This window comes from Neorhizobium alkalisoli, assembly GCF_007829835.1.
Taxonomy (GTDB): domain Bacteria; phylum Pseudomonadota; class Alphaproteobacteria; order Rhizobiales; family Rhizobiaceae; genus Neorhizobium.
In genome coordinates, this window is record NZ_VIWP01000004.1 from 207,308 (window position 1) to 234,024 (window position 26,717).

The window sequence follows — 26,717 nt, forward strand, 5'->3', positions numbered from 1 at the left end:
GGACATCGCAAGATGGAGAAGTCAATTCGCGCGCGTCACCCGGTCATGGCATCGACGGCGGCCGCCCTGCTCGTTTCGGTGCTTCTCTCGTCCTGCGGCAATAGCCAGATGACGACCGGTTCGATCTCCGACGATTATCGCACCCGCCATCCAATCGTTCTTGCGGAAGGTGCCTATACGCTCGATGTCCCGGTTGCCTCTGGCGATGTGCGCCTGACGGTTGGCCAGAAGGACATGGTCCGCGGCTTCGCGCAGAATTTCAGCGCTTCGGCTGCCGGCGTCGTCCAGATCCAGGTTCCGCATGGATCCTACAATGCCGGTGCCGCGACCAAGATTGCCGGCGATATCCGCCGCACGCTGACCGAAAACGGCATTCGCGCGCAGCGCATCATGATGACCAATTACGCCGCTTCACCAAACGGCGATGCGGCACCGATCCGCCTGCAATATGTGGCCACCAAGGCGATGACGAGCGCATGCGGCGAATGGCCGGAAGACCTGTCTAATGACACGATGACCAACAGGAACTGGTACAATTTCGGCTGCGCCTCGCAGAACAATCTGGCTGCCCAGATTGCCAACCCGTCTGACCTGATCGCACCGCGCGGCATGACTCCGATCGATGCGACCCAGCGTGCCAAGGTGATCAGCGACTACCGTGGTGAGACGAGCAGCGGCGGCACGACCACCACGACGACAACAACGACGAACTGACGGCCCGATAGAAAGGCCGATGAACGGAAGTGTCCGGGAACCGGGGAAAACGATGAGCGCGATCAACTACGAAATCCGCGGCTCCGGCAACGAGGAGCATCTTGGCGACGAGGGCGAACGCCCCGCCGATCTGGAGAACCTGCGGCCGCTGCCGCGGATTTCCATTCACGCGTTTTGCGAAAGCGACGCGATGCAGCGGATGATGGACCGCATGTCGCGCGACCGGCGCATGGCGAAGGTCAACCTGCGCGTCACCGGCGGCAGCATCGCCGCGGCCGCCAACATGTTCTCGTCCTCGCCGACGCCCAATTTGATCATTCTGGAAACCGAGACCGAGCCGCGCTCGCTTCTGGCGGAGCTGGCACCGCTTGCGGAAGTCTGCGACCCCTCGACCCGCGTCGTTATCATCGGCCGCTATAACGATATCGCGCTGTATCGCGAGCTGATCCGCAACGGGATCTCGGAATATCTCGTCGGCCCCGTCCCGATGGCGGATATGCTGGGCGTCATTTCGACGATCTTTATCGATCCGGAAGCTGAGCCGCTCGGCCGTTCGATCGCCGTGATCGGCGCCAAGGGTGGCGTCGGGGCATCGACGATCGCCCATAACTGCGCCTTCGGCATTTCCAACCTGTTTTCGACCGAAACCATTCTTGCCGATCTGGACCTGCCATTCGGCACGGCCAATATCGATTTTGATCAGGACCCGGCTCAGGGTATCGCAGAAGCCGTCTTTGCGCCGGAACGGCTGGATGAAGTCTTTCTCGATCGTCTGCTGACAAAATGCTCCGAGCATCTCTCTCTGCTCGCTGCGCCGTCATTGCTCGACCGCGCCTATGACTTTGAAAGTGCTGCCTTCCAGCCGATCATCGAGCTCCTGCAGCGTAGTGCGCCGGTCGCCATCCTCGATGTGCCGCATGGCTGGAGCGAATGGACGCGCTCCGTTCTGTCGTCGGTCGACGAAGTAGTCATCTGCGCCGCGCCCGATCTGGCGAACCTGCGCAATACCAAGAACATGATCGACGCCTTGAAAAAGCTGAGGCCCAACGACCGTGCGCCGCATCTCGTACTCAATCAGGTCGGCATGCCGAAGCGCCCCGAAATCGCGCCGGCGGATTTCATCGAACCGCTCGAACTCGAGCCGATCGCCATATTGCCCTTCGATGCGCAGCTGTTCGGCAATGCCGCCAATAGTGGCCGGATGATCTCCGAGATCGATGCCAAATCGCCGGCTGCCGAAACGTTTTCTCAGATCGCGCATGTCGTCACCGGCCGCATTGCCGTCAAGAAGGCCAAGAAGGGCGGCTTGGGCAAGATGCTGCAAATGCTCGGCCGCAAATAGGCCTGACGTTTAGGAACTGGATCGCATTATGTTTGGAAAGCGCGGAAACGAAGGATCTGGCCGAAGCGGCGGTATTGCCCCGCCGCCCGTGACTACGGCTGCGCCCGTGGCCGAGGCGCCGAGATCCTCGACCCCGGAAATTCTGGCGGAACCGCGTGAAGCGAACGCTGGTCGTCAGCCCGTCGCGCCGCCACCGCTTGCCCCCGCACCGGCCCGTAGGCGCCCGGCCCGAACCGAGCACTATTACGACACGAAAAGCCAGGTCTTTTCGGCGCTGATCGATACGATCGATCTGTCCCAACTCGCCAAGCTCGATGCCGAAAGCGCGCGCGAAGAAATCCGCGACATCGTCAACGACATCATCACCATCAAGAATTTCGCGATGTCGATCTCCGAGCAGGAAGAGCTGCTCGAGGATATCTGCAACGACGTTCTCGGTTACGGCCCACTGGAGCCGCTGCTTGCCCGAGATGATATCGCCGACATCATGGTCAACGGTGCAGGCCAGACCTTTATCGAAGTCGGCGGCAAGACGATCGAATCGGAAATCCGTTTCCGTGACAATGCCCAGCTTCTGTCGATCTGCCAGCGCATCGTCAGCCAGGTCGGCCGCCGCGTTGATGAAAGCTCGCCGATCTGCGACGCCCGTCTTCCCGATGGTTCGCGTGTCAACGTCATCGCCCCGCCGCTATCGCTCGATGGCCCGGCACTCACCATTCGTAAGTTCAAGAAAGACAAGCTGACCCTCGACCAGCTGGTGAAATTCGGTGCGATCACGCCGGAAGGCGCGACGCTTCTGCAGATCATCGGTCGTGTCCGCTGCAATATCGTCATCTCCGGCGGTACCGGCTCGGGTAAGACGACGCTTTTGAACTGCCTCACCAACTATATCGACCGTGAGGAGCGGGTTATCACCTGCGAGGATACGGCCGAACTGCAGCTGCAGCAGCCGCATGTCGTCCGCCTCGAAACCCGCCCGCCGAATATCGAAGGCGAAGGTGAGATTACCATGCGCGATCTCGTCAAGAACTGCCTGCGTATGCGCCCTGAACGCATCATCGTCGGCGAAGTGCGCGGACCGGAAGTTTTTGACCTTCTGCAGGCGATGAACACCGGTCACGACGGCTCGATGGGTACGATCCACGCCAATACGCCGCGCGAATGCCTGAGCCGTATGGAATCGATGATCGCCATGGGCGGTTATTCGCTGCCGGCAAAGACAGTTCGCGAGATCATTTCCGGTTCGATCGATGTGATCATCCAGGCAGCCCGTCTGCGCGATGGTTCGCGCCGCATCACCCAGGTAACCGAGGTGATCGGCATGGAAGGTGACGTCATCGTCACTCAGGATCTCATGCGCTACGAGATCGAGGGTGAGGACGCCAATGGCAGGCTGATCGGCCGCCACGTCTCGACCGGCATTGCAAAGCCCTATTTCTGGGATCGTGCGCGCTATTACGGCGAAGAGCGGCGGCTGGCGTCGGCACTCGACGCTATGGAAACCGGCAAGGCGTGACGGGAAGGGCGGCCCGACCGCCCATCGGGAAAGGATGTTCGGCATGGATATGACAGTCGTACTGATCATCGTTCTTGCAGCAGTCGCTGCCGGGTCGGTCTGCTACGCCTTTTTGTTCTCCCGAATGGAGGTCGAGAAGAAGGCCGGTGCGCGGCTGAGCCGCGTCAAGTCCGCGGAGACCGATCTGGTGCGGATGAAAGCCGCCCGCGACCGCGTGCAGGAACTTTCCAAGCGCCGCAAGTCGGTGCAGGATTCCCTGAAGGATCTCGAAAAGCAGCAGGAAGAGAAGAACAGCAAGATCGGCGACCGCAGCCTGAAGAGCCGGATCGGCCAGACCGGCCTGCCGCTGACACTCGGTCGCTTCTACATGTTCAGCGCCGCCTTCGGCATTTTCGTGTTTCTCATCGCCCTGATTGCCGGAATACAGCTGCTTGGCGCACTTGGTGCTGCCTTTGCCGCAGGCCTCGGCCTGCCACGCTGGGTGATCGGCTTTCTCATCAAGCGTCGCCAGAACAAGTTTCTCAACGAGTTTCCGAACGCGCTTGACGTCATGGTCCGCTCCATCAAGTCCGGCCTACCGCTCAACGACGCGCTGCGGCTGATCGCCTCCGATGGCCAGGAACCGGTCAAGTCCGAGTTTCGCAAGGTAATCGAGGCACAGCAGGTCGGTTTGAGCATTCCCGAGGCCTGTTTCCGCATGATGCAGACCATGCCGCTGGCGGAGGTCAACTTCTTTGCCATCGTCATCGCCATCCAGAGCCAGGCGGGCGGCAATCTCTCGGAAGCGATCGGCAACCTTTCAAAGGTGCTGCGCGAGCGCAAGAAGATGAAAGCCAAGGTCAAGGCGCTGTCCATGGAAGCCAAGGCGTCTGCGGTCATCATCGGGGCGCTCCCGTTCATTGTCTCGACGCTCGTCTACCTCACGTCGCCGCAGTACATCATGATCCTTTTTACGGATCCGCGCGGCCACATGATCCTTCTGGGCGCGGGCATCTGGATGTCGATCGGCATCTTCGTCATGCGCAACATGATCAATTTCGATATCTGAGGATTTGACCCGTGAAGGAAATTGCCGCCACCTTTACTGATCCGACGATGCTCTTCGCCATCCTCGTGGCGGTGGCAGTGTTTGCGACCTGCTACACGCTGGCGAGCCCCTTTCTCGAAAAGGGTGGCCTCGACAAGCGGATGAAGGCCGTATCGACCGAGCGCGAGGCGATCCGTGCACGAGAGCGGGCGCGGATGAACGCCGAGGGGTCCAAGGCAAGCCTGCGGAACCAGAACAACAAGTCCGCCCGCAACATCGTCGAGCGCTTCAACCTGCGCAAGGCGCTGGTCGACGAGAACACGGTCAACAAGCTGCGTGCCGCCGGCCTGCGCACCCAGAACGCCCTCAACGTGTTTCTCGTTGCACGCTTCCTCCTGCCGTTCTTGTTCTTGGCAGCGGCGGCGGTGTGGATTTTCGTGCTGGGCAATCTCGCCTCCAAGCCGGTGGCAATCCGCCTGCTGGCGGTTATCGGCTTCGCTTATCTCGGCTTCTATTCGCCGAATATCTACATTTCCAACCGCATCAACAAGCGCCAGGCATCGATCAAGCGTGCCTGGCCGGATGCGCTCGACCTGATGCTGATTTGCGTCGAATCGGGTATTTCGATCGAAGCGGCCATGCGCCGCGCGGCCGAAGAGATCGGCACCCAGTCACCGGAGCTCGCCGAGGAGCTGGTCCTCACGACAGCCGAACTCTCCTTCCTGCAGGATCGCCGCACGGCGTTGGAAAATCTCGGCATCCGAACTCAGCTCGATATCGTCAAGGCCGTTGCCCAGGCGCTGATCCAGGCGGAACGTTACGGCACGCCGATTGCACAGGCGCTGCGTGTCCTTGCTCAGGAAGGCCGCGATGAGCGTATGAACGAGGCGGAAAAGAAGGCTGCCGCCCTGCCGCCGAAACTGACCGTGCCGATGATTCTTTTCTTCCTGCCGGTCCTGATCGCCGTCATCCTCGGGCCTGCCGGTATCCAGGTTTCCGACCGGTTCTAAAACCGGATCAGCGCGTCGGCGTCTTGCTGCCGGCGAGCTGCCACAGCCGTTCGGCATCGAGCGGCGTAAACGCCCTGAAGGGTGCTATCCGCAGCCCACCCGCCTTGGTTCGCGTCATAAGATAACCCCGCGTCTTCCAGGAATATTTTATCATCGCCCACGGCATGTGGATCGAGGCGCCAACCGAATCGCGCGTCGTTATTCCATTATCGTCCGCGATATAGGTCACCGATTTGTTTTCTCTCGGAAACCGCAGCCATTTGACGACACAGGCCAGGGTCAAGAGAACAACGAAGCCGGCGAGCCCACCGGCCATGAACGGCCACATCATGGAAAACAGGCTTGCCATTGCATTGATCGGGTTTTGCCCTGACGGCACATCGAGAAGGCCGATCGTCATCAAGGCCACGAACAGGAAGCTTCCGATGATCGCAACCGGACGCCCCAACTGGTATCTCAGCGCGATGAGATTATCCGTGTGAGTAAGGGTCGTGGAGCCGGAAATCGGCGATTGCTCATTGGCGGACATGGATGCTCCGAAGCGCGTGGCAAGGGCTGGGAGGGGCTGCCGGGATACAGTTTCCGGCTATCACATGTCTTTTATGGTGGAAGCAGCAGTTCAGCTCAACCCCGGCGAAGCCGTCGATTGCCGCGGCTTAGGCATGACGTGGCGAAAAATCAGTTCGTGGATGTTTTCGCCTGGTCGTTTGCCGCCAGTTTCTTCCAGGAATTCTGCTGGCTGAGCATCGAGCGCAGGTAGGTGACGTTGGCGTCTGCCTGCTGCTGCGACAATTCCTTGCGCGCAATCGTTTCGGCTTCCGCGAAACGACCCTGCAATCCGACCACCAGTGCCAGGTTCTGGCGCACGCGGCTGTCGGCGCCGGGCTGGCCGGCAGCGTTGCGCATATAGGTTTCGGCAGTCTTCAGATCGCCTGAGAGAACGTAGGACATGCCGAGATTGGAGATGATTGTCGGTTCGTTCGGTCGGGTGTCGAGGGCCTGGCGATATTTATCGCGCGCTTCCTGCGAGCGGCCCATCTGGTCGAGCACAGCACCTTCGGCGGAGTAGAGACGCCAGTCAGGATGGTCCGGCGTCTGGGCCCGGTTGATCGTTGCAAGCGCCTGTTCGAGCTGGCCGGCCGCTGCCTGCGCCTTGCCATAGGCGGCGAGCACGTCACGGTCGGCCGGATGGGCAATCGCCACCTGCTGCATCACTGCAAGGGCCTGGGTGTTCTTGCCGGTCATGCCGAGCACGTTGGCATAACGCAGACCAATGTCCTTGTCCTTGGGATCCTTGACATAGGCCGCGCCGACCGACTGCTCTGTGCCCGCAAGTTCCGACGCATTCATGTTGTCCAGCGGCGCCGCCGACATTTTGGGGATCGAGCCCGTGGTCGCAACATCCCGCTTCGTCGTGTTGCAGCCCGCAAGCGCCAGGCCGACAAGCACAAGCGCGGTCGCGTGAACGAGACGGGACGTGCGGAATGAAAGGGCAGCAACGGTCATGGATCGCGATCTCGTAAGCTGGAAGCCACCACCCTCTGGCGGCGGCCCTCTTGTCGGCAAAATGTGAAGCGCATTTGCATGACAGAAATAAACTGTTAACCCTAACAGATCGTTAAGATGAACGATTCCAGACGTTTGCGAAGGCCGCCATGACCCCTTTCCAGCATATTGCCCGCCCCTCCGTTTTCAGCTCTTCCGATGCCCTTTCCAAGCCTGTCCACGCCGTGACGCCGGACGATATCAAGGCAGGTCCAGGCAATATCGATCCGGCCACGTTGGCCTGGGCGAAGGCCGCCGGTTTTACGGGTGAGGCGGGCACGGTCCTGCTGGTTCCAAACGAGAAAGGCGAGGTGGCCAGTGCCCTTTTCGGCCTAGGCGCCGACCCGGCCGATGCGCCGTTCATCAGCGGAAAGCTCTCCAAGCTTCTGCCGGCAGGCGACTGGCATATCGAGGCGGCCGGAACTGTTGATCCCCGCTTTCTGCTCGGTTTCGGCCTTGGAACCTATTCCTTCACCCGCTACAAGACTGAAAAGCAGAAGGACGTTCGGCTCTCTGTTCCGTCTTCGGCGGACGCGGCTGATCTGGAGCGCCAGCTTGCCGGCGTCTTCCTGGCCCGCGACCTCATCAACATTCCGACCAATGACATGGGCCCTGCCGACCTCGAAGCCGCCTTCCGGGCGCTCGGCGAACATTATGGCGCAAGCGTCACCTCGATCGTCGGTGAGGATCTTCTCACCCAGAATTTTCCGCTCGTCTACACGGTGGGGCAGGCGAGCACATCGGCGCCGCGGCTTCTGGAAATGCGCTGGGGCAAAAAGGGCGCTCCACGCATCACGCTGGTCGGCAAGGGTGTCTGCTTCGATACCGGCGGCCTCGACATCAAGGGCGCCGCCAATATGGCGCTGATGAAGAAGGACATGGGCGGTGCCGCCAATGTCATGGGCCTGGCACTGATGATCATGGATGCCGGCCTGCCGGTCGACCTTCAGGTGATCGTGCCTGCGGTGGAAAATTCGATCGCCGGCAATGCCTTCAGGCCTGGCGACATTTACAAGAGCCGCAAGGGCGTGACGGTCCAGATCGACAATACCGATGCCGAGGGCCGATTGATCCTCGCCGACGCGCTGGCATATGCGGATGAAACCCCGCCGGACCTGATGATCGACATGGCGACACTGACGGGGGCGGCCCGTGTGGCTCTGGGCACCGAACTTGCTCCTTATTTCACCGATGACGAAGCGCTATCCGCAGGCCTGATGAATGCCGCAAGCAGCGAGTCCGACCCGATGTGGCGCCTGCCGCTCTGGAAGGGCTATGACAAGGATATTCGCGCCCGCGCTGCCGATATCACCAATTCGCCCTCCGGCGGCATGGCCGGCGCCATTACTGCCGCGCTTTTCCTGAAACGCTTTGTGACGGCGACGAAAAGCTGGGCGCATTTCGATATCTATGGCTGGTCCCTTGCGGACAAGCCGCAGACGCCGGTCGGCGGTGAGGCCTTTGCGATCCGTGCCCTCTACCGCCATATCCGCGGCATGGTTTCCGGCTGAGCGGCGCCGCAGCGGGCGGAAACAAAAGGGTAAGACCTGAGGCCTTAAGATTGCCGCTCTCTGAGGCGGAGGCCCTATGCCCGTTGAACTGACCGCAACCGAGGCGTTGAGCCTGTGGCGTCGCGTGAGCCTGGAACAGGTGAAACGCGACACCCGCGATCTGACATTGCGCCAGATGTCGATCCTCTTGCATATCTATCTGGTGCCGCCGCCCCACACGGTGCGCGGGCTTGCGGCAACGCTTGGCGTCACCAAGCCGGTCATCACGCGTGCGCTCGATACGATGGGCGCACTCGGCCTCGTCGATCGCCAACGCGACGAGGGGGATCGACGCAATGTGGTGATCAAGCGTACCGTGGCCGGCGCGCTCTATCTGGAAAAGCTCGGCGACCTTATCATTCAGGAAGGCCGGCGAACCGGATCCTGACTGCAGCATTTTCGATTTTTCACCTGAGGCATTCATCATGACCACGACGCTCGACAGAAGACTGCATGCGTTCCGCCCCGATCTCGCAGATGAGGCGCTGAAGGGCAGCGTCGAGGCATCCGCCTTTGTGCCCGGCGAACCGGCGCGGATCAGCGTTCCGGTCGCGCAGCTGCGTCCCGTGCCGGATCTGGCGCGGGGCATTGATACCGAGCTTCTCTTCGGCGAAACCGTGCGCGTCTTCGATCGCGCTGCAGGCTTCGCCTGGGTCCAGGCAGATCAGGACGGCTATGTCGGTTATCTGCCGGAAGACATGCTTGGCGAAGTCGAGGCATCGTCTCACCGTATCTGCGTGACCCGCACATTCGTTTATCCGCAAGCGGAATTGCGCAAACCGCCAATCGCCGCCCTGTCGATGGGAAGTCGCGTCACCGTCGTCGGTGAGGCGGAGACGCGCGGCACCCGCTATTTTGAGCTTGCCACAGGTGGCGCCGTGATTGCTGCTCATTGCAGGCCGATTGCCGACGTGTTGGGTGATGACCCGGTCACGATCGCCGAGAAATTCGTCGAGACACCCTATCTCTGGGGCGGACGCTCGGGTTTCGGCATCGATTGCTCGGGCCTCGTGCAGCTGTCGATGATGATGGTCGGCCACAAAGTGCCGCGCGATTCGGATATGCAGGCGAAGATCGGCTCCGAAATCACGCGCGAAGAACTGCGCCGCGGCGATTTCGTCTTCTGGAAGGGCCATGTCGGCTTCATGCAGGACAAGGATACGCTTCTGCATGCCAACGGCCATACGATGACCGTATCGCGCGAAAATTTCGAGGCGGCCGTCAAACGGATCGGCTGGCTGTATGAACAACCGACCGCCTATCGGCGTTTCCCTCTCGAGAGATGATAAGCCTGGGATGATTCGCCCGGAGTGGCTGCCAGCGTGGCGATCACATAAAAGTGGAGCCGCCGCCATGGAAGGCGGGCATGCCAATCCATATGTTGGGCCGGTCCGCATATCTGATCTGTATGCTGGAAATCTCGTCGTAACAGCGATCAAGGAATGAACCGATGCTCAAAGGTGCCTGGATTTTGCCGGCGGTCATGGTCGTGGTGCTTGTCCTTGCCGCCCTCGTTCCGGCTGCGGCCTCCGCTGCCGATAACGGGCCTTTCGCCCGCTCGCCGGATTCCTTCTTCAAGAATCTCCCTGGCGTCCAGCCGCAGCAGAGCCTGACCGATTCCGACCCGAACAGCTATAAATGCACCAGCCATATCGGCACGGTTTACGGCTTCCGCGGCCATGGCGGCTTTCCCTTCTGGGACAATGCGCCGGCGCGAATCTACAATTGCGAGACCAAGAACGGCATTCGCTACACCGGCACGCAGATGCCGAATAACCAGTGGGTGCCCGGCCTCAACCCGCATAACCTGCCGGAATAAACCTCCGGTCTTTTGCGGGGAAAAGCTCAGCGGTAATTGCTGGAAGCAGAAATGAAAAAACCCCGGAAAACCGGGGATTTTCAAAGTACTTGCAGGAATCTGCAAGAGGGAAATGGTGCCCAGAAGAGGACTCGAACCTCCACACCCTTTCGGGTACCAGCACCTGAAGCTGGCGCGTCTACCAATTCCGCCATCTGGGCGACGGAGGGGGATTTACGGGGGTGGCCGGCTCCTGTCAACCGGCTTTTTGAACTTTCCGTGTCAGTCGTGAAAAAACATTCGAAAGATCATTCATCCGTCTGACGAATCGTCGGTTTTTCCACTGTGACGATCGATGTGTCCGAGATCCCTGTCCGGCTCGATGATGTCACGCACACGTTGTTTCAGCTCTCTCGGGCCGGGAAAGCCGCCATCGCGCTTTCGCTCCCAGATCAGTTTGCCGTCGATTCGAATCTCGAAGACGCCACCGGTGCCGGGAATGAGCCCGACTTCGCCCAGCGCATCGCCAAAGGTCTGCAGCAGTTCCTGCGCCATCCAGCCGGCGCGCAGCAGCCAGTTGCACTGGGTGCAGTAAAGAATGGTGATATGCGGCTTGTCCGTCATCCGGTTTCCCTCGCCCTTATCCTGTGAATTTCCTGCTCCGAGACTCACTCGGACCGTTCAGCGACCAGACGAACCATGGTCGCGAGGTCCGCATCGCCAAAACCGGCCTCTGCGGCCGCCTCGAAGCTTTTCAGCGAGGCAGCCATAGCCGGCGTATCTATGCCCAGCACGGAAGCCACGTCGCGCACCAGGCGTCCGTCCTTGATGGCGCCCGAGACCGGAAAGCCGACCGCATCCGTTTCGCCCAGGATGACCGGCAGGCGGCTCTTGAAAGCCGGGCTGGCTGCCGGGCTGCCGGACAGGATCTCAAGGATCTTTGCCGATGTCAGGCCCGCCTTCTTGCCGAGGATGAGCGCCTCTTTCAAATTCTGCCACTGTCCCATCAGCATCATGTTGTTGACGAGTTTTGCCGCCGCGCCATCGCCAAGCCCGCCGGCATGGTGGATGCGGTCGGACAATGTTTCGGCAAGCGGCAGGAACCGGTCGAAATCGGCCTTGTCGCCGCCGATATAGAGCCCAACCTTGCCGGACAGCAGCATTTCCGGCCCGCCGGAGATCGGCGCATCGAGAAGACGGGCGCCGGCGGCCTCCATTCCGGCCGCACGGCCCCGCAGGGTCTGCGGGCTGACCGTGCTGGTATCGACGACCAGCCTGCCGGAAAGATCGACTGTGGCAAGCGCATCCAGCACTGTGTGGACGGCCTGATCATCCAGCAGCGCCAGGATCACGATGTCGGAAGCGGCGACCAGAGCGGGAATATCGACCGCCCGGTGCATGCCGATCTCTTCAGCAAGCGCGGGATCAATGCCGCTGCGGCTCCAGCCGCTGACCGAAAAGCCGAGCCGGGAAAACCGTGTCGCCATCGCCTGGCCCATGCGGCCAAGGCCGATTATTCCGATCCGCTCTGTCTTCAAGGCCCGTCCTCCTGCATGCCGGGGCATAAACGCCCGCTTCTCCAAGTCTTGACCATCTGGCCGAGAGTTCCGAGGCAAGAATTAAAGGCAGCTATGGCGATCGGCAAGAGATCGAAGGATGCCGGTTCATATCCGTCGCCGTACCCCAAAACATGCCCGGCGTGATTGTGCCCGCATCCGGCAAAAGACCCAGACGGGAACCAAATGCTGATGCCAGGCATTGTCTAGCCGGAAAAGGAGGAATGAACATGGCTTATGATCCCAATCCGAATACCCCGCGTCCGGACATCAACCGCCCGGATCTCAATCGTCCCGACCTGCGCACCACGCCCGAGCCGCAGCGCTCGTCCTCGTGGATGGCATGGGTAGCGATCCTGGCGGTCATCGTCGTCGGCGCCTTTGCATGGTCGCAGATGGGCGGCACGTCCACCGATCCGACCACGACGTCCTCGACGACACCGCCGGCCGCAACCACTCCGGCTCCGGCGACACCGGCACCGGCAACCCCGGCAGCTCCGTCGACCAATAATGCAGCGCCGGCTGCTCCGGCCACCGGTGGGAGCCAGCCTTCGCAGCCGTAAGGAACTTGCCTTAACGGCTTGATCGAGAGCCGCTCGTCCGAAAGGGCGGGCGGCTTTTTCGTGCATGACGATACCTTTGAAATCCTTGCCGTTTATATCCGCAGGGCATCATCGCGGCTGGATAGAACCCTCTGCCGTTAACCTTTTGTTAACTATATTTCCCGACCCTTCGGCTGCACGAGATAGTCCAAACGGCTCCATCAGCCGAAGGAGAAAACCATGCGGCTCGTCACGCTACCGGAAAAGATCAGGCACACCAGCCATCACACACTCCTCGTCATGCGCAATGGCGGCACCTGCCAGGCCGTCTGCGTGCTCAATGACGGTCGGATCGGCGATGTGCGCTCAAAGCTCGGCCTGATTGAAACGATCGCGACCTGGAAGCTGGATCACGGCGAGGTGGCTTTTGATGGCAGGGTCTGGATCACGCCCGAGGATATGCCGCGGCCACGGCACTGACCCCTAACGAGAGCGAAGGACAATCAGCCCTTCAAGCCGCGATCCGGTTACGACCGGTTCTCTTGGCGCGATAAAGCGCTTCATCGGCGCGCCTCAGGCTGATCTCCAGCGGTTCGCCGCATTGGTGGGCAGCAACGCCGATACTGACCGTCGCCATGATCGCGATATCGCCCCACAGGATCGGGCCGGCCGCCATCGCCACGCGCATCGCCTCGGCTTGACCGGCGGCATGGGCGGTATCAAGGCCCGGCAGGAGGATGGCGAATTCCTCGCCACCCATGCGGCCGACAAGGTGGCTTTCACCCAGCACGGCACGAACCCGCTCGACAAAACCTTTCAGTACGGCGTCCCCGGCAGCGTGGCCGAATGTATCGTTGATCTGTTTGAAGTGATCGAGATCGGCAAGCAGCATCGCCGCCTTCTGCTCGCCTGCGACCCGCCGCGCGCCCTGTTTCAGAAATCCGCTGCGGTTGAGCGCGCCGGTCATCTCGTCCGTCTCCGCCATCACGCGCAGCGCATGGCGTGTCCTGTCCTCGATCACCGAGAACAGGCCGACCACGAAGACATTGTTGAGCACGAGATCGCCGACGAGAATGATGATCGCCGAGATCCGGCTCTCCATTTCCAGCAGCGAAAGCGCGACCGAGACGAGATAGATCGGGATATAGGCAAAGAGCGAGCCCGCAACGATCTTCCGGCCGAAGCGCGGTACGGCGGCGCCTTCGGTAAAGAAATAGCGGCCGACGGCAAAGACGTTGAGACCAAGCAGCAAGGTTGCAAGCGCATTGGCAATATGCGGCTCACCAGACAGCGTGGCGCCATAATGAATGGCGGCGATGAGCACGGGGAGGGCGGCCATTCGCCACTCGAACGGCGCCCGGCCATCAAAGGCTCGCCCACCGGCCCAGATCAGCGTCACATTACCTGCAATCAGCCCGTAGAGAAGCGCCGTCGCCCATGCGCCGCCCTGCAGTGTAAAGCCATAGCCGGCGCCGGCTGCGAGAAAGAGGCTGAGCGACCACAGGAGAAGCGGCTTTTCCCGCCGCTTCGCCCAGAGAACCAGAAACATCGTCCCATAGCTGACACTCAGCAGCGCGCTGCAGAAATGCACCGTGGAATAGTCGAGAGCCAAGGGGGATCACCCGTCATTTGCGAACTGGTCCGCATATGAACGTATTTGGTTTAAGAAATTGATGATGTTCAAAAATGATTTGGGCAGCCGGTGATCACCGTCTGCCCAATAAACTCGTCGGTTTTAGAAGCGCTTATTCGTCGTTCATCTTCAGCGCGGCGATAAACGCTTCCTGTGGAATGTCGACCTTGCCGAACTGGCGCATGCGCTTCTTGCCTTCCTTCTGCTTTTCCAGAAGTTTGCGCTTACGCGTCGCGTCGCCACCGTAGCACTTGGCCGTCACGTCCTTGCGCAGCGCGCGCACCGTCTCGCGGGCGATAACCTTGGCACCGATCGCGGCCTGGATCGGGATCTGGAACATGTGCGGCGGAATGAGTTCCTTCAGCTTTTCGCACATGCCGCGGCCGCGGCGGTCGGCCGCCGAGCGGTGGACAAGCATCGAAAGCGCATCGACCGGCTCGCCATTGACGAGGATCGACATTTTCACGAGGTCGCCGGCACGGTAGTCCATGATGTTGTAGTCGAACGAGGCATAACCCTTGGAGATCGACTTGAGGCGGTCGTAGAAATCGAACACGACTTCGTTGAGCGGCAATTCATAGGTCAGCATCGCGCGGGTGCCGACATAGGTGAGTTCGGTCTGGATGCCGCGGCGGTCCTGGCAGAGTTTTAGAATGCCGCCGAGATATTCGTCCGGCGTCAGGATCGTCGCCTTGATCCACGGCTCGCGGATCTCGTCGATCTTGACGACGTCAGGCATGTCCGTCGGGTTGTGAAGCTCGACTTCCGTGCCGTCGGTCAGCGACATCTGGTAGACGACCGAAGGTGCGGTGGCGACGAGATCGAGATTGAACTCGCGCTCCAGACGCTCCTGGATGATTTCGAGATGCAGTAGGCCAAGGAAGCCGCAGCGGAAGCCGAAGCCGAGCGCCGCAGAACTCTCCATTTCGAAGGAGAAGGAGGCGTCGTTCAGGCGAAGCTTGCCCATCGCCGCGCGCAGGTCTTCGAAATCGGCCGCATCGGCCGGGAAGAGGCCGCAGAACACGACCGGCTGCGCCGGCTTGAAGCCGGGAAGGGCGGTCGCCGTCGGGCGCTTGTCTTCGGTGATCGTATCGCCGACGCGGGTATCGGCCACTTCCTTGATCGAGGCGGTGATGAAGCCGATCTCGCCGGGGCCGAGTGAGTCGACATTGACCATTTTAGGGGTCAGCACGCCGACGCGTTCGACGCCGTATTTGGCGCCGGTGCCCATCATGCGGATCGTCTGGCCCTTTTCGAGCACGCCGTCGATGACGCGCACGAGAACCATGACGCCGAGATAGGTGTCGTACCAGCTGTCGACGAGAAGCGCCTTCAGCGGGCCCTTTTCGCCGATCTCGCTCTTCGGCGGCGGCAGCTTGTTGACGATCGCTTCCAGGACGTCGGGAATGCCGAGGCCGGTCTTGGCCGAAATCAGCACGGCCTCGGAGGCGTCGATGCCGATCACTTCCTCGATCTGTTCCTTGATCCGGTCGGGCTCGGCCGCCGGCAGGTCGATCTTGTTGAGGACGGTGACCAGCTCGTGGTTCGCGTCGATCGCCTGATAGACGTTGGCGAGCGTCTGCGCTTCAACGCCCTGCGAGGCATCGACGACGAGCAGCGAACCTTCGCAGGCGGTCAGCGAGCGCGACACTTCATAGGCAAAGTCGACGTGGCCGGGCGTGTCGATCAGGTTGAGGATATAGGTCTCGCCATTATTGGCCTTGTAGTGCAGGCGCACCGTCTGGGCCTTGATGGTGATGCCGCGCTCGCGCTCGATATCCATCGAGTCGAGGACCTGTTCCGACATCTCGCGTTCGGCAAGGCCGCCTGTCGACTGGATCAGTCGGTCGGCGAGCGTCGATTTGCCATGGTCGATATGGGCGACGATCGAGAAGTTGCGGATATGGTCGAGGGGCGTGCGCGAATTGGTGCTCATGGCTGGCGCATATAGCAGCGCCGGCCCTTACCGCAAAGCGGAAAGATAACCATTCGTTGAGGATGAAACCCCTTATTTTTCGGGATTTCCTTTGCCCGGCTCGGAGAGCGTCGCCGCATTCGGCAGCTGCGCGCTGCGGATGCCGAAACTTTCGCGCTCGTCTTCCGGTGCAGGACCGCGCTCCTTGACGCGCCGCAGCACGAAAAGCGCATAGGCGACGGCCACGCACATGGCGGCGATGATGAAGGTTCGTCCGCCGAAGATCGGGGTCAGCATGGTCACGCAAAGTGGCACGATCGTCGCGGCCGTCGACCATGCAACGAGCAGGGTCGAGGAGAGCGGCACGAAATCTCCCGGATCGGCACGGTCATTGGCATGCGCATTGGCGATCGAATAGACGGTTTCGACGGCGCCGCCGAAGACCATGAAGACGATCATCAGCAGTACGAGATGCGAGAAGGAGGCGAGGAATGCGCCGAAGCCCGCAATCAGGATGATCGCGCAGGCAATCAGCAGCACATAACGACGGTCCATCCGGTCGGAGAGAATGCCGAGCGGATATTGCACGAAGAGCAGGCCGGTCTGCATCACGAACATCAGCAGTGCGATATCGGCCTGCGGCAGCTGGTTGGTCGAGGCATAGATCGGCACGAAACCCTGCACGACCATGGAAAGTCCGCCGGAAGCAAGGACGCCGATCAGGCCGACCGGCGAGATCCGCCAGGCCATTTTCACGTTCACATTGACGCTGGCCGGCGCCGGCGGGTTCGGCAGGCGGGTCAGCCCGATTGGCAGGATGGCGATCGCCGTGAAGAAGACGACCGCCAGCGGCGCCAGATTGCCGTCGGTCGGGATCTGCCCAAAGATCCAGGCACCGCAACCGAGGCCGAGAACGTAGGTCATGTAGAAGAAGGACATGGCCCGGCCGCGCCATTGATTGGAGGCGGCGTGGTTGAGCCAGCTCTGGGCGATGATGAAATTGACATTGGCTGCCGCGCCATAAATGCCGCGGGCAAAAATCCACCAGATCGGCGGCAGGTCGGCCGCGATCAGGATGGCAGCGATGATCACCATCGCCATCGAGCAGGCAAACAGCCGCGCATGGCCGACACGCCGGATCAGCGGCCCGCCGACGACACAGCCAACCAGACCGCCGAAGGCAACCGCCGTCACCGCGCCGCCCGCCGCCCAACCGGCCGCATCCGAATGCGTCAGCATATAGGGAACATAGGCAAACATGATGCCGCTGCCGATCGCGGCGATTGTCATGGAGATGACGATGCTGGCGATCGAAAAAGGCGAGGCGGTATCGATATGGTCCCCGTTCATGTCGGTGCTCCGGCAGGCGTTGGACCGCCGGGGAAAAGCCGGCAGTGAAGGATAATCTTCCTTAGCGGGCGCCGCACACCTTAGCTATCGCGGAAACGCCATCGCTTGTAAAAATCCATCGGCATGCGGGATTTCGCTTGATTCCATTATAAGGGAATGTAAATCTCAAATAATGGATGATACTTCTCGTGAAATAGATGGCGCCATCAGCCAGCGGCTGAAAATGCTGCGGGCAAGGGCAGGATTGACGCTCGATGAACTGGCGGAACGCTCCGGCGTTAGCCGGGCGATGATTTCCCGCATCGAGCGGACCGAGGCGAGCCCGACAGCGGCCCTTCTGGCGCGATTGTCGGAGGCGCTCGGCCTGACATTGTCTGCCTTCTTCGCCGACGATGAACCTTCGGCATCGCCGCTCAGCCGCAAAGAGAACCAAAAGCTCTGGCGGGATCCGCATACCGGTTATCTGCGCCGCTCAGTTTCCCCGCCGGGCATGCCGAGCCGGGTCGATATCGTCGAGGTGGAGTTTCCGGCCGGTGCCCGCGTCAGCTTTCCGCCGCGCGCCGAAAGCCGAGTCATCACCCAGCATGTCTGGCTGTTCGAGGGCGTGCTGGACATGGTCTTGCCGGCCGAAACCTATCGGCTCATGCCGGGCGATTGCCTGTTCATGGATATCGGCGACGCTTTCGACTTCCACAACCCGTCCGACAAGCCGGCCCGTTATGCGGTCATCCTCGATCGCGGCCGCTGATATTTTGATTGGAGATTTTTCCCGTGACCCTTTCCATCCGCATCCTGACCGCAAAAGAAGCCAGAGCCGCGACAGCCGATCTCTGCGAGATCCTGTCCGACTGCATCAATGGCGGTGCCTCGCTCGGATTCATGCTGCCCTATGCGCCGGAGGATGCAAAGGCCTACTGGCAGGGCATTGCCGATGAGGTGGAAAAGGGCGGCATCATCCTCGCCGCCGCTGAAGTCGATGGCCGTATCGTCGGCACGGTGCAGGTTGGGCTCGCCTCGAAACCCAACCAGCCGCATCGCGGCGACCTGATGAAACTCCTCGTCCACCGCTCGGCCCGTGGCCTCGGCCTGTCGCGAAAACTGATGGAAGCGGTGGAAGCGGAGGCCGCAAGCCGCGGCCGCACGCTCCTCGTGCTCGACACCGCGACAGGCAGTGATGCGGAAAGCATCTATCCGCGTTTCGGCTGGGAGCGCGTCGGCGTCATCCCGGACTACGCGCTCTGGCCGCAGGGCGGTTTTTGCGACACGACGCTGTTTTACAAGCGGATCGGATGAGGCTTGAAAGCCCGGCTCAATTGCCGGGCTTCAACATGCTCGTGAAGGCTCCGACGATCTGCCGCTCGAGCTCGGCATGAATATCCTTGCGTGGCCGCGCCGTCTCCGCGCAGATCGGGTCCGGCTCGCCGACCGATTTCAGGAAATCCGCAGCGCCCGGTTTGCAGACGGGCAGAAAGCTGAAATGGTCGGCGTCGCTCACCTGCGCGTAATTCGAGCCGGTGATCTGGTTGGCCAGTTTGTCGGCGAGCACAGCAACGGGCACATGACCGGGGCTGCCGAGGTTGATCAGGGCGAGGGGTATCTTGATCTCCTTCAGGCTTTCCGGCTGGAAGGCTGTGGCCAGGCCCGGATCGACGGCGACAACGGCTTTGATCCGATCATCGCGATTTGATTGTTCAAAGCGCGCTTTATCGATACTGCCGAGATCAAGCGGATCGACCGAAACCTGTTCGCCATCGGCAAAGCCATGGCCGCCGCGAAACCAGTGGCAATCCATCATTTCGGGGTTTTCGACGCAGTAGCGCTGATAAGCGCTAAGGTCGCCGCGCGCACCCGCAAGCTCCATCACCGTTGTGCCGCCGAGCGAAAAGCCTAGGGCGCCGACACGTGCCGGATCGATCGATGCGGCCCAGTGTTTATCAGCGGAAAGCATGGTGATGATCGTCGATATGTCCTTCGTCCGCTCCCAGACCTTTGGCGTGGCAGCGGGTGTCGAATCGCCGCTTGTCGTGCCGGGATGGTTGGGGCCGGCGACGATGAAGCCGGCCTCCGCCAGTTTCGTCGCGATCCAGCCCATGCCCTCCGCGCGGGAGCCGGAACCATGCGAGATGAGGATGAGCGGAAACCGCCCGTCACGAACCGACGCATTGGCCGATACCGGAATGCTTTCGAACACCCGGTTCCCACTGCTGGGCGCAACCTCGCCATCGGCCTTTGCCGGATACCATACGGTTACGGCAAGCGGCCGGGGATTGTCCTGGGAGACGACGCTGATTTTCCGAACGCCGACTGTTTCGGCTGAGAGGGCAGTACTGCCGTAAAGGACGGCAGTGAGGGCGATAACAAGAGCCGGGATTTTTTGCATGAGAGCCTCGTCTGGTTTGGGAAACGATGGCTCACATTCGGTCTGGCGGAGATGTTCGTTCGACCTTGATCGCGTTATGCGACGTCCTCGAACAGGATCGAGGTCATTCGGACTTAGCCGCAAACGCCTCGTCCAGCCGCATGCCCTGCCGCCAATGCGCAGCGTTCCAGCCGAATGCGGTGGCGCTTTCGATATTCTCTGCGGCATCGTCGATATAGAAGATCTCTTCCCGCGGCAGGCTGACGGCCTCCGTCGCCAGTCGATAGAAATCGTGGCTCGGCTTCTTGCAGCCGAGCGCGGCGGAATAAAAAATCCCGTCAAAATGCTGGGCGAGACCGTGTTCTTTCATCAGCCAGTTTGCGCGGCGATGCTCCTGATTGGTCGCGAGATAGAGGCGCGTGCCTTTTGCACGAAGATCAGCAAGGTCGGCCAGCAGGGTCTGGTCAAGCCGGCTATCGTTCTCGAACCAGTAACGCAGCAGGGTTTCGGTATCGAGATGCGGGGCGATCCTTTTGAGGACGGCAGTCAGCCGTGGTTCGATCGGCTCATGACCGATAATGATCTCTGCCCAATGGGGATGAAAGAATTCCCGTTGCAGCAGCTTGATCGAAATGCCGAGATCGCGTTCGATATCGGTGAAATAGGCAAGTCCGTCCCTGGGGCGTCCATGCACCAGAACACCGTCCACATCGACCATCAGGATTTTCATTGCCGTGCTCGTTTTCGGGTTTGAAAAGCAATGGCCCGCTCAAGAGCGGGCCACGGGATTGATTCAGCGTTTTTCCGTCAGGAAGTAACAGAAGGCAACGATCGGTAAAGCCATGCCGATCGCCGAGGCAAGTAGCCAGCCACCCTCTGCAAAGGCCCATGCTCCGAGAGCCGAGCCGATCGCACCGCCGCAGAAGGCAGCTGCGATCAAGAGGCCGTTGAGACGGCTGCGCAGATCGGCACCCAGTCCGTAGATTGCCCGCTGGCTGATCACCAGCGTCATCGTCGTGCCGAAGTCGAGCAGGATGGCGCCAAGCATCAGCAGGCCGAGGCCCAGCATGGATCCTTCCGAGGTGATGTAGGTGACGAGGAAGCCGAGAATGGCGGCCGCCAGTCCAAGGCCGGTCGCAGGCTTGCTGAGATCGCGATCCGCCAGTCGGCCGGCAATCGGCGAAGCGATCGCACCTGCGACGCCGACAAAGGCGAAAAGAGCGATACCCGACTGCGTCATGTTGAAGACCGGGCCTGCCAGAAGCAGCGGCGTCACCGTCCAGAACAGGGTGAAGGAGGCGAAAAGACAGGCCTGGTAGAAGCCGCGTCGACGCAGCAGGGGCTGGGTGGCAACCAGCGTTCCGAGCGATGCCAGGAGCTGGAAATAGCCCATGCGCGGCTGCGGCCGGCGCAAGGGAAGGCGCATCGACAGAAGAATTCCGAGCGCAATCATGACGGCGGCCGAAAGGAAGAAGACGAGATGCCATGAGGCAAAGCGTGCGATCAGGCTCGATACCGGCCGTGCCAGCATGATGCCGAGCATCAGCCCGCTCATGACATTACCGACCACACGGCCGCGTGTCGCATCCGGTGCCAGATTGGCGGCGAACGGAACGATCATCTGGACGGATGTCGAGGTGAGACCGATTGCCAGCGAGGCCGCGAGGAAGGGAAGAGGCGAATTGGAGAGGCCTGCCGCAATCAGCGCGATGGTCGAAGCGCCGAGCATGGTGATGATCAGCCGCCTGTTTTCCAGGAGATCCCCCAGCGGCACGATGAGCAGCAGACCAAGTCCATAGCCGATCTGCGTGAGCGTGACGATCAACCCGGTCGCATGGGCCGGCAGGCCGATATCGGCAGCGATCGGCCCGGCGAGAGGCTGGGCATAATAGAGATTGGCGACGATCAGGCCGCAGGCCGCAGCCATGATGAAGGTCATGGCCGTCGAGAGCGTGGAAGCTGGCGATTGCGATGCAGTCGCTGAAGCAGATTGCGAAGTCATGAAAATGTCCCGGGAGAAGGAGGAGGGAGGAAGAAAACGTGAAGGATCAATCGAGGATCTTGAGGGCGGCCTCGGCAATTGCCATGGCCCGGGCCTGATCCTGCCCGGCCTTGCCGGCAATGCGCAGGCCCTGCACCACGGCATAAAGAAGGCGGGCCGTCGCCTCCGGATCGATATGGCCACCGACCGATCCATCGGCCTGGCCCTGGCGGATGATCCCTTCGAAAAAGGCTTCGAGCCGCGATTGCGATAGGCGCACCCTCTCATCGGTCTCGGCATCGAACAGCGAAAGCTCGACGGCCGCTCCGACGACAAGGCAACCCCTACGCCCGTCATCGCCATGCGCGGAATCGGCATAGTGCCGCAATGCCAGCCGAATGCGCTCGCGCCCGGTACGGCCAGTTGAAATCGCCTCTGCCAGCGCCGCATTGCGCACCAGCTTGTAACGATCGAAGGCGGCCAGAAAGATCGCCTTCTTGTCCTTGAATGCCTTGTAGAGACTGCCGGCCGTAAGGCCCATTGCCGGACCGAGATCGGAGATGGAGGTCGCGTGATAGCCGCGCTCCGTGAACACGACGATCGCCCTGTCCAGCGCTTCATCCATGTCGAATTCGCGCGGCCGCCCGGCAGGTCGGCTTGCGGCTGGGCTCTCGATGTCGATGGCCATTTTAGTGGTCCATATTTGGAAATGATCGTTCCCTAATAGGGGCGCCGATCTCCGCCGTCAAGCATTTTAGCGGGAACATAAGTGCCGCGCATGGGTTTGATCCCTGTCACCAACCCCAAAGCTTGGAGGACGATATGAGCAAGAGTGACGTACAACAGGCAATCAAACGTGCCGAAAAGCAGGTCGAAAATACCAGCGCCGGCGGCCATCTGGGCGGGACCTATTATGGTCAGGGTCCTGACGGCAAAACGGCATCGACCAACAGCAATGTCGGCAGCAACCGCCCGAATACGGGCAGCTGACGTCACCTGATACGAGTTTTCGGAAAAGCCCCGCCCCGTGCGGGGCTTTTTTGTTGCCGTGATCCCAAGCGCGCGTAAAAATTCGAATGGGCACTGTCGGGAGGAGGATCCGGCAGACGTCCTCGGGTCATGAGCGACATCGCGGGACGATGATGCGCATCGAATGACCGGCAAAAATATCGGGAGGCATCATGAGCAGCAATTATCGTTGGGTAATCGTTTTTGCCGGCGGGCTGATGGGCTGCGTCGCCATGGGCGCCATGTTCTCGCTTGCCATTTTCCTGGCACCGATTGCCGAGGCGACCGGCTGGTCGCATGCGGGCATATCGAGTGCCATGACGGTGAATTTTATCGTCATGGGAATCGGCAGTTTCTTCTGGGGTGCGGCGAGCGACCGGTTTGGCGCCCGCGTCGTCGTGCTGATCGGTTCGCTGATCCTCGGGCTGGCGCTTGTGCTTGCAAGCCGGGTGGAAACGCTGATCGCCTTCCAGCTGGTTTATGGTTGTCTCGTCGGCCTCTCGGCCAGCGCCTTTTTCGCGCCGATGATGTCGGTCACCATGGCCTGGTTCGACAAGAACAGAGGGCTTGCCGTCTCGCTGGTTTCCGCCGGCATGGGCATGGCGCCGATGACGGTCTCGCCGATCGCCCGCTGGCTGATCACCGATTACGGCGACTGGCGTTTCGCCATGCTCGTCATCGGTATCGGCGCCTGGGTCATTCTCGTGCCGACGGCCATGCTGGTCCGAAATCCGCCCGTCGCCGCAGCCGGCGCGGCGCCTGAAACCGAGGCCGAAGGCGCCGGAATGCCGCTATCGACCGTATTTCGGTCGCCGCAGTTCCTCGTGCTCGGTTTCACCTTCTTCGCCTGCTGTGCGGCCCATTCCGGCCCGATCTTCCACATGGTGAGTTATGCCATGACCTGCGGCGTCGCACCCATGGCCGCCGTGACGATCTACAGCGTCGAAGGTGCGGCCGGTCTGGGCGGCCGCATTCTCTATGGCCTCCTTGCCGACCGTGTCGGCGTCAAGCCAGTGCTGATCATTGGCCTCCTGATCCAGGCCGTGGTGATTGCCGCCTACACTCTGGCCAGCGACCTTTCCCATTTCTACATGCTGGCGATTATTTTCGGTGGAACCTATGGTGGCGTCATGCCGCTTTATGCGGTTCTGGCACGCGAATATTTCGGTCCGAAAATTCTCGGCACCGTTCTCGGCGCCGCCTCGATGCTGTCGAGCATCGGCATGGCTTTTGGCCCGCTCGCAGGCGGCTGGGCCTTCGACGCCTTCAACAATTACAACGGGCTTTTCTTGGGCTCAGCCTTGGTCGGGCTGGGTGCGGTGCTGATCGCGCTGTTCTTCCCGCCGCTGCCCGGCCGTGAGGCGGAGAAACTTCAACCAGCATGAACGCGAAAGGCCCGGCCGTTTTCACGGCCGGGCCTTTCAGCAAAACGAAGTGGCAAGATCAGAGCGCGCCGTTGCGCTGCTGGATCATCATATACGTGTCGTAGCTATATTCGGCGACCTGCGCCCAGAGATACGCGTCCTTCTTGAACGCCTGCTGGTGGTCGTAGAGCTTCTTGAAGGCCGGGCTTTTTGCCGAAAGCTCGGCATAGGTCTCCATCGCCGCCTTGTAGCACGCGTCCAGAATATCGCGGCTGAAAGGCTTCAGCACGGCGCCTTCGGCAACCAGCTTTTTCAGCGCCGTTGCGTTATGCGCATCATAATTGGCCAGCATCGACATGTTCGCCTGTGCACATGCGGCTTTGAGGATTTCCTGATAGCTCTTCGGCAGGCCGTTGAACTTTTCGAGGTTGAAGAAGGCGTGCATGGCCGGGCCGCCTTCCCACCATGCCGGATAGTAGTAATATTTGGCGACCTTCACGAAGCCGAGCTTCTGGTCGTCATAGGGGCCGACGAATTCGGTCGCGTCGATCGTGCCTTTTTCCAGCGCCGCATAGACGTCGCCGCCGGCGATCTGCTGCGGAGTGACGCCAACCTTCTGCATGACCTGGCCGGCGAGGCCGGCGATCCGCATCTTCAGGCCCTTGAGGTCGTCGATCGTGTTGATCTCCTTGCGGAACCAGCCGCCCATCTGTGTGCCGCTATTGCCGGCCGGAAGCGCGTAAAGATTACGCGGCGCCAGAAACTCGTTGATCAGGTCATTGCCGCCATTCAGGAACCAGGCATTGGTCATGCGGGCATTGAGACCGAAGGGAATGGCGGTGCCGAGTGCAAAGGCCGGATCCTGGCCGATGTAATAATAGGAGCAGGTATGCGCCATCTCGACCGTGCCGTTGGCGACCGCGTCAGCGGCCTGCAGCGGCGGCACGAGTTCGCCGGCGGCAAAGGTCTGGATGGTGAACTTGCCGTCCGTCGCGGCCTTGACGGTATTGGCAATCTCGTTTGCGGCGCCGAAGATGATATCGAGGCTCTTCGGGAACGACGATGTCAGCCGCCACGTGATGGTCGGGTTTTCCTGCGCAATGGCGGGCGCTGCCAATCCGGCCGCCGCCGCGGCGCCGACACCAGCTGTTGCTGCATTTTTAAAAAAGCTTCTGCGATCCATCAAATCCCTCCTCCTGATCAACGGGATGCCGCTTTACGCGGCGTCATTCAATTCCTAGTCCGTCCGATTTGCCGACGACAAGCGCAAACGCGAAAAATACAGCATTCGCCCGTTTGTGCCTGTCGGCACATGCGCCTTTTGCTTGCATCGGTCCATAAACCGATCATTTCACAAAGGGCAAGAATGGTGTCGGAAAATTGCGATCTCCGGTGGAAGTTTTTTTTGATTATTGCGCGCTGCGGCATTTTTCCTGCGGACTGGATTACGGCCTGCAAACCGCTTGAATTTTCCCCGGCGATCTTTAATTTAGAATAATTCTAAAAAGAGGATCGATGATGTTCAGCCGCCTGCTTCCCCAGTCCCGACGCCCTTTCTCTTCGTTGAGCGAAGAGGAAATCCTGGCGCTCGCCATCGCCTCGGAGGAAGAGGATGCGCGCATCTATCTTGCCTATGCGGACGGGCTGCGTGACCGGTACCCGGGCTCGGCAAAAGTGTTCGAGGATATGGCGGAGGTCGAGCAGACCCACAAGAACATGCTGATCGGGATGTTCCAGTCGCGTTTTGGCGAGCGCATCCCGTTGATCCGGCGCGAACATGTGCGCGGCTTCTACCAGCGCAAGCCGGACTGGCTGCGCAAGAACCTGTCTCTGGAAGCGGTCCGCATGCAGGCGGAGATGATGGAGGAGCAGGCCGCCCGTTTCTATCGTGAAGCCACCACCCGCGTCTCGGATGCCTCGACACGCCAGCTGCTCGGCGATCTGGCGCTCGCAGAAGAAGGGCATGGCGATATTGCCCGCATGCTCGAAGGCAAACATGTTCCGGAAGACACGCTGAAGCAGGAAAACGAGGATGCGAGGCGGCAGTTCATCCTCACCTATGTTCAGCCGGGCCTTGCCGGCCTGATGGATGGTTCGGTCTCCACACTCGCACCAATCTTTGCAGCAGCCTTTGCGACCGGAAATACTTGGTCCACCTTCCTGATCGGCCTCTCCGCATCGGTCGGTGCCGGCATCTCGATGGGCTTTACTGAGGCCGCCCATGACGATGGCAAGATTTCCGGCCGCGGCTCGCCGGTCAAGCGTGGCCTTGCCTCGGGCATCATGACGGCGCTCGGTGGCCTGGGCCACGCATTGCCCTATCTCATCCCGCATTTCTGGACCGCGACCGCGATTGCCGCCATCGTCGTCTTCTTCGAACTCTGGGCCATCGCCTTCATCCAGAACCGCTATATGGAAACGCCGTTTATGCGGGCCGTTTTCCAGGTCGTTTTCGGTGGTGCGCTTGTCCTCGCCGCAGGCATCCTGATTGGAAATGGGTGAGAAGC

At 60.9% G+C, this 26,717-nt stretch carries 28 protein-coding genes and 1 tRNA gene; 16 read left to right on the forward strand and 13 right to left on the reverse strand.

The window, feature by feature from the left end:
* The first annotated feature begins 12 nt into the window (after positions 1-12).
* The 5 genes from FHW37_RS16710 to FHW37_RS16730 are packed head-to-tail and all read left to right on the forward strand — an operon-like array spanning position 13 to position 5,609.
* Entirely contained in the window at positions 13-714 is a 702-nt protein-coding gene (locus FHW37_RS16710; RefSeq protein ID WP_145639282.1) for a CpaD family pilus assembly protein, read from the forward strand.
* 52 nt (positions 715-766) lie between these two features.
* A complete protein-coding gene (locus tag FHW37_RS16715) occupies positions 767-2,056 on the forward strand; it encodes an AAA family ATPase (RefSeq protein WP_145638387.1) in 1,290 nt (429 codons plus the stop codon).
* A gap of 28 nt (positions 2,057-2,084) precedes the next feature.
* Positions 2,085-3,572, forward strand: a complete 1,488-nt coding sequence (locus FHW37_RS16720) for a CpaF family protein (RefSeq protein WP_145638389.1) — start codon at positions 2,085-2,087, stop codon at positions 3,570-3,572.
* Between the two features lie 34 nt (positions 3,573-3,606).
* Positions 3,607-4,620 carry a type II secretion system F family protein gene (locus tag FHW37_RS16725; protein WP_145638391.1) on the forward strand — a complete coding sequence of 338 codons (1,014 nt, stop codon included), beginning with the start codon at positions 3,607-3,609 and terminating at the stop codon, positions 4,618-4,620.
* A 47-nt stretch (positions 4,621-4,667) separates the two neighbouring features.
* Positions 4,668-5,609 (forward strand): type II secretion system F family protein, encoded by a 942-nt coding sequence (locus FHW37_RS16730; protein ID WP_145639284.1) that lies wholly within the window; start codon positions 4,668-4,670, stop codon positions 5,607-5,609.
* Between the two features lie 7 nt (positions 5,610-5,616).
* Here FHW37_RS16730 and FHW37_RS16735 read toward each other — a convergent pair whose 3' ends face one another.
* Both FHW37_RS16735 and FHW37_RS16740 read right to left on the reverse strand, forming a co-directional pair.
* Positions 5,617-6,138 carry a YcxB family protein gene (locus FHW37_RS16735; RefSeq protein ID WP_145638393.1) on the reverse strand — a complete coding sequence of 174 codons (522 nt, stop codon included), beginning with the start codon at positions 6,136-6,138 and terminating at the stop codon, positions 5,617-5,619.
* A gap of 149 nt (positions 6,139-6,287) precedes the next feature.
* Positions 6,288-7,115, reverse strand: a complete 828-nt coding sequence (locus FHW37_RS16740; RefSeq protein WP_145638396.1) for a tetratricopeptide repeat protein — start codon at positions 7,113-7,115, stop codon at positions 6,288-6,290.
* 149 nt (positions 7,116-7,264) lie between these two features.
* On the opposite strand from FHW37_RS16740, the gene FHW37_RS16745 reads away from it, so the two are divergent.
* The 4 genes from FHW37_RS16745 to FHW37_RS16760 all read left to right on the forward strand — a co-directional run bounded on the left by FHW37_RS16745 (position 7,265) and on the right by FHW37_RS16760 (position 10,523).
* Positions 7,265-8,665: a leucyl aminopeptidase family protein gene (locus tag FHW37_RS16745; RefSeq protein ID WP_145638398.1), complete on the forward strand. Its 1,401-nt coding sequence runs from the start codon at positions 7,265-7,267 to the stop codon at positions 8,663-8,665.
* 76 nt (positions 8,666-8,741) lie between these two features.
* A complete protein-coding gene (locus tag FHW37_RS16750; protein ID WP_145638400.1) occupies positions 8,742-9,092 on the forward strand; it encodes a MarR family winged helix-turn-helix transcriptional regulator in 351 nt (116 codons plus the stop codon).
* Positions 9,093-9,129: 37 nt separating this feature from the next.
* Positions 9,130-9,990 (forward strand): NlpC/P60 family protein, encoded by an 861-nt coding sequence (locus tag FHW37_RS16755; RefSeq protein ID WP_145638402.1) that lies wholly within the window; start codon positions 9,130-9,132, stop codon positions 9,988-9,990.
* 164 nt (positions 9,991-10,154) lie between these two features.
* The gene (locus FHW37_RS16760; RefSeq protein WP_145638404.1) at positions 10,155-10,523 is read left to right on the forward strand and encodes a hypothetical protein; all 369 of its coding nucleotides are present in this window, start codon (positions 10,155-10,157) and stop codon (positions 10,521-10,523) included.
* Between the two features lie 113 nt (positions 10,524-10,636).
* On the opposite strand, the gene FHW37_RS16765 is transcribed toward FHW37_RS16760, so the two are convergent.
* The 3 genes from FHW37_RS16765 to FHW37_RS16775 all read right to left on the reverse strand — a co-directional run bounded on the left by FHW37_RS16765 (position 10,637) and on the right by FHW37_RS16775 (position 12,067).
* Positions 10,637-10,723: transfer RNA gene (locus FHW37_RS16765), tRNA-Leu, on the reverse strand.
* Positions 10,724-10,814: 91 nt separating this feature from the next.
* On the reverse strand, positions 10,815-11,126 hold the full coding sequence (locus FHW37_RS16770; RefSeq protein WP_145638406.1) for a SelT/SelW/SelH family protein: 312 nt from the start codon (positions 11,124-11,126) through the stop codon (positions 10,815-10,817).
* A 44-nt stretch (positions 11,127-11,170) separates the two neighbouring features.
* Positions 11,171-12,067, reverse strand: a complete 897-nt coding sequence (locus FHW37_RS16775) for an NAD(P)-dependent oxidoreductase (RefSeq protein ID WP_145638408.1) — start codon at positions 12,065-12,067, stop codon at positions 11,171-11,173.
* A 221-nt stretch (positions 12,068-12,288) separates the two neighbouring features.
* Between FHW37_RS16775 and FHW37_RS16780 the strand changes: the two genes are divergently transcribed.
* Positions 12,289-12,621, forward strand: coding sequence for a hypothetical protein (locus FHW37_RS16780; RefSeq protein ID WP_145638410.1), 333 nt, complete (start codon positions 12,289-12,291; stop codon positions 12,619-12,621).
* Positions 12,622-12,840: 219 nt separating this feature from the next.
* Entirely contained in the window at positions 12,841-13,080 is a 240-nt protein-coding gene (locus tag FHW37_RS16785) for a hypothetical protein (protein ID WP_145638412.1), read from the forward strand.
* Between the two features lie 31 nt (positions 13,081-13,111).
* On the opposite strand, the gene FHW37_RS16790 is transcribed toward FHW37_RS16785, so the two are convergent.
* The 3 genes from FHW37_RS16790 to FHW37_RS16800 all read right to left on the reverse strand — a co-directional run bounded on the left by FHW37_RS16790 (position 13,112) and on the right by FHW37_RS16800 (position 17,498).
* Complete coding sequence (locus FHW37_RS16790; RefSeq protein ID WP_145638414.1) at positions 13,112-14,212, reverse strand: GGDEF domain-containing protein; 1,101 nt, start codon at positions 14,210-14,212, stop codon at positions 13,112-13,114.
* A 133-nt stretch (positions 14,213-14,345) separates the two neighbouring features.
* Positions 14,346-16,169 carry a translation elongation factor 4 gene (gene lepA, locus FHW37_RS16795; protein ID WP_145638416.1) on the reverse strand — a complete coding sequence of 608 codons (1,824 nt, stop codon included), beginning with the start codon at positions 16,167-16,169 and terminating at the stop codon, positions 14,346-14,348.
* A 72-nt stretch (positions 16,170-16,241) separates the two neighbouring features.
* Entirely contained in the window at positions 16,242-17,498 is a 1,257-nt protein-coding gene (locus tag FHW37_RS16800) for an MFS transporter (protein ID WP_145638418.1), read from the reverse strand.
* 172 nt (positions 17,499-17,670) lie between these two features.
* Here FHW37_RS16800 and FHW37_RS16805 point away from each other — a divergent pair, with 172 nt between their 5' ends.
* A complete protein-coding gene (locus tag FHW37_RS16805) occupies positions 17,671-18,246 on the forward strand; it encodes a helix-turn-helix domain-containing protein (protein WP_186458285.1) in 576 nt (191 codons plus the stop codon).
* A gap of 23 nt (positions 18,247-18,269) precedes the next feature.
* Positions 18,270-18,791 (forward strand): GNAT family N-acetyltransferase, encoded by a 522-nt coding sequence (locus tag FHW37_RS16810; protein ID WP_186458286.1) that lies wholly within the window; start codon positions 18,270-18,272, stop codon positions 18,789-18,791.
* A gap of 16 nt (positions 18,792-18,807) precedes the next feature.
* Here the strand turns inward: FHW37_RS16810 and FHW37_RS16815 are convergent, their stop codons facing one another.
* The 4 genes from FHW37_RS16815 to FHW37_RS16830 form a co-directional block, all read right to left on the reverse strand.
* Positions 18,808-19,878: an alpha/beta hydrolase family protein gene (locus tag FHW37_RS16815; protein WP_145638422.1), complete on the reverse strand. Its 1,071-nt coding sequence runs from the start codon at positions 19,876-19,878 to the stop codon at positions 18,808-18,810.
* Between the two features lie 103 nt (positions 19,879-19,981).
* On the reverse strand, positions 19,982-20,587 hold the full coding sequence (locus FHW37_RS16820) for an HAD family hydrolase (protein WP_145638424.1): 606 nt from the start codon (positions 20,585-20,587) through the stop codon (positions 19,982-19,984).
* A 63-nt stretch (positions 20,588-20,650) separates the two neighbouring features.
* Positions 20,651-21,859 (reverse strand): MFS transporter, encoded by a 1,209-nt coding sequence (locus FHW37_RS16825; RefSeq protein ID WP_145638426.1) that lies wholly within the window; start codon positions 21,857-21,859, stop codon positions 20,651-20,653.
* A gap of 46 nt (positions 21,860-21,905) precedes the next feature.
* Complete coding sequence (locus FHW37_RS16830) at positions 21,906-22,526, reverse strand: TetR/AcrR family transcriptional regulator (protein WP_145638428.1); 621 nt, start codon at positions 22,524-22,526, stop codon at positions 21,906-21,908.
* Between the two features lie 134 nt (positions 22,527-22,660).
* On the opposite strand from FHW37_RS16830, the gene FHW37_RS33600 reads away from it, so the two are divergent.
* Positions 22,661-22,828 carry a hypothetical protein gene (locus FHW37_RS33600; protein ID WP_186458287.1) on the forward strand — a complete coding sequence of 56 codons (168 nt, stop codon included), beginning with the start codon at positions 22,661-22,663 and terminating at the stop codon, positions 22,826-22,828.
* Positions 22,829-23,019: 191 nt separating this feature from the next.
* A complete protein-coding gene (locus FHW37_RS16835) occupies positions 23,020-24,231 on the forward strand; it encodes an MFS transporter (protein ID WP_145638430.1) in 1,212 nt (403 codons plus the stop codon).
* Between the two features lie 58 nt (positions 24,232-24,289).
* Here the strand turns inward: FHW37_RS16835 and FHW37_RS16840 are convergent, their stop codons facing one another.
* Entirely contained in the window at positions 24,290-25,393 is a 1,104-nt protein-coding gene (locus FHW37_RS16840; RefSeq protein WP_145638432.1) for a TRAP transporter substrate-binding protein, read from the reverse strand.
* Positions 25,394-25,728: 335 nt separating this feature from the next.
* On the opposite strand from FHW37_RS16840, the gene mbfA reads away from it, so the two are divergent.
* Positions 25,729-26,712, forward strand: coding sequence for an iron exporter MbfA (gene mbfA / locus FHW37_RS16845; RefSeq protein WP_145639287.1), 984 nt, complete (start codon positions 25,729-25,731; stop codon positions 26,710-26,712).
* The last annotated feature ends 5 nt before the right edge of the window (positions 26,713-26,717 follow it).

Excerpts from the sequence above, each read along its gene's own strand:
- FHW37_RS16800 (WP_145638418.1), bottom strand. The coding sequence starts at position 17,498 with ATGAACGGGGACCATATCGATACCGCCTCGCCTTTTTCGATCGCCAGC.
- FHW37_RS16785 (WP_145638412.1), top strand. The coding sequence starts at position 12,841 with ATGCGGCTCGTCACGCTACCGGAAAAGATCAGGCACACCAGCCATCAC.
- FHW37_RS16815 (WP_145638422.1), bottom strand. The coding sequence starts at position 19,878 with ATGCAAAAAATCCCGGCTCTTGTTATCGCCCTCACTGCCGTCCTTTAC.
- FHW37_RS16740 (WP_145638396.1), bottom strand. The coding sequence starts at position 7,115 with ATGACCGTTGCTGCCCTTTCATTCCGCACGTCCCGTCTCGTTCACGCG.
- FHW37_RS16745 (WP_145638398.1), top strand. The coding sequence starts at position 7,265 with ATGACCCCTTTCCAGCATATTGCCCGCCCCTCCGTTTTCAGCTCTTCC.
- FHW37_RS16755 (WP_145638402.1), top strand. The coding sequence starts at position 9,130 with ATGACCACGACGCTCGACAGAAGACTGCATGCGTTCCGCCCCGATCTC.
- FHW37_RS16725 (WP_145638391.1), top strand. The coding sequence starts at position 3,607 with ATGTTCGGCATGGATATGACAGTCGTACTGATCATCGTTCTTGCAGCA.
- FHW37_RS16820 (WP_145638424.1), bottom strand. The coding sequence starts at position 20,587 with ATGAAAATCCTGATGGTCGATGTGGACGGTGTTCTGGTGCATGGACGC.
- FHW37_RS16840 (WP_145638432.1), bottom strand. The coding sequence starts at position 25,393 with ATGGATCGCAGAAGCTTTTTTAAAAATGCAGCAACAGCTGGTGTCGGC.
- FHW37_RS16770 (WP_145638406.1), bottom strand. The coding sequence starts at position 11,126 with ATGACGGACAAGCCGCATATCACCATTCTTTACTGCACCCAGTGCAAC.
- FHW37_RS16710 (WP_145639282.1), top strand. The coding sequence starts at position 13 with ATGGAGAAGTCAATTCGCGCGCGTCACCCGGTCATGGCATCGACGGCG.
- FHW37_RS16775 (WP_145638408.1), bottom strand. The coding sequence starts at position 12,067 with ATGCCCCGGCATGCAGGAGGACGGGCCTTGAAGACAGAGCGGATCGGA.
- FHW37_RS16720 (WP_145638389.1), top strand. The coding sequence starts at position 2,085 with ATGTTTGGAAAGCGCGGAAACGAAGGATCTGGCCGAAGCGGCGGTATT.
- FHW37_RS16735 (WP_145638393.1), bottom strand. The coding sequence starts at position 6,138 with ATGTCCGCCAATGAGCAATCGCCGATTTCCGGCTCCACGACCCTTACT.
- FHW37_RS16750 (WP_145638400.1), top strand. The coding sequence starts at position 8,742 with ATGCCCGTTGAACTGACCGCAACCGAGGCGTTGAGCCTGTGGCGTCGC.
- FHW37_RS16805 (WP_186458285.1), top strand. The coding sequence starts at position 17,671 with ATGGATGATACTTCTCGTGAAATAGATGGCGCCATCAGCCAGCGGCTG.
- mbfA (WP_145639287.1), top strand. The coding sequence starts at position 25,729 with ATGTTCAGCCGCCTGCTTCCCCAGTCCCGACGCCCTTTCTCTTCGTTG.
- FHW37_RS16715 (WP_145638387.1), top strand. The coding sequence starts at position 767 with ATGAGCGCGATCAACTACGAAATCCGCGGCTCCGGCAACGAGGAGCAT.
- FHW37_RS16760 (WP_145638404.1), top strand. The coding sequence starts at position 10,155 with ATGCTCAAAGGTGCCTGGATTTTGCCGGCGGTCATGGTCGTGGTGCTT.
- FHW37_RS16835 (WP_145638430.1), top strand. The coding sequence starts at position 23,020 with ATGAGCAGCAATTATCGTTGGGTAATCGTTTTTGCCGGCGGGCTGATG.
- FHW37_RS16730 (WP_145639284.1), top strand. The coding sequence starts at position 4,668 with ATGCTCTTCGCCATCCTCGTGGCGGTGGCAGTGTTTGCGACCTGCTAC.
- FHW37_RS33600 (WP_186458287.1), top strand. The coding sequence starts at position 22,661 with ATGAGCAAGAGTGACGTACAACAGGCAATCAAACGTGCCGAAAAGCAG.
- FHW37_RS16780 (WP_145638410.1), top strand. The coding sequence starts at position 12,289 with ATGGCTTATGATCCCAATCCGAATACCCCGCGTCCGGACATCAACCGC.
- lepA (WP_145638416.1), bottom strand. The coding sequence starts at position 16,169 with ATGAGCACCAATTCGCGCACGCCCCTCGACCATATCCGCAACTTCTCG.
- FHW37_RS16830 (WP_145638428.1), bottom strand. The coding sequence starts at position 22,526 with ATGGCCATCGACATCGAGAGCCCAGCCGCAAGCCGACCTGCCGGGCGG.
- FHW37_RS16825 (WP_145638426.1), bottom strand. The coding sequence starts at position 21,859 with ATGACTTCGCAATCTGCTTCAGCGACTGCATCGCAATCGCCAGCTTCC.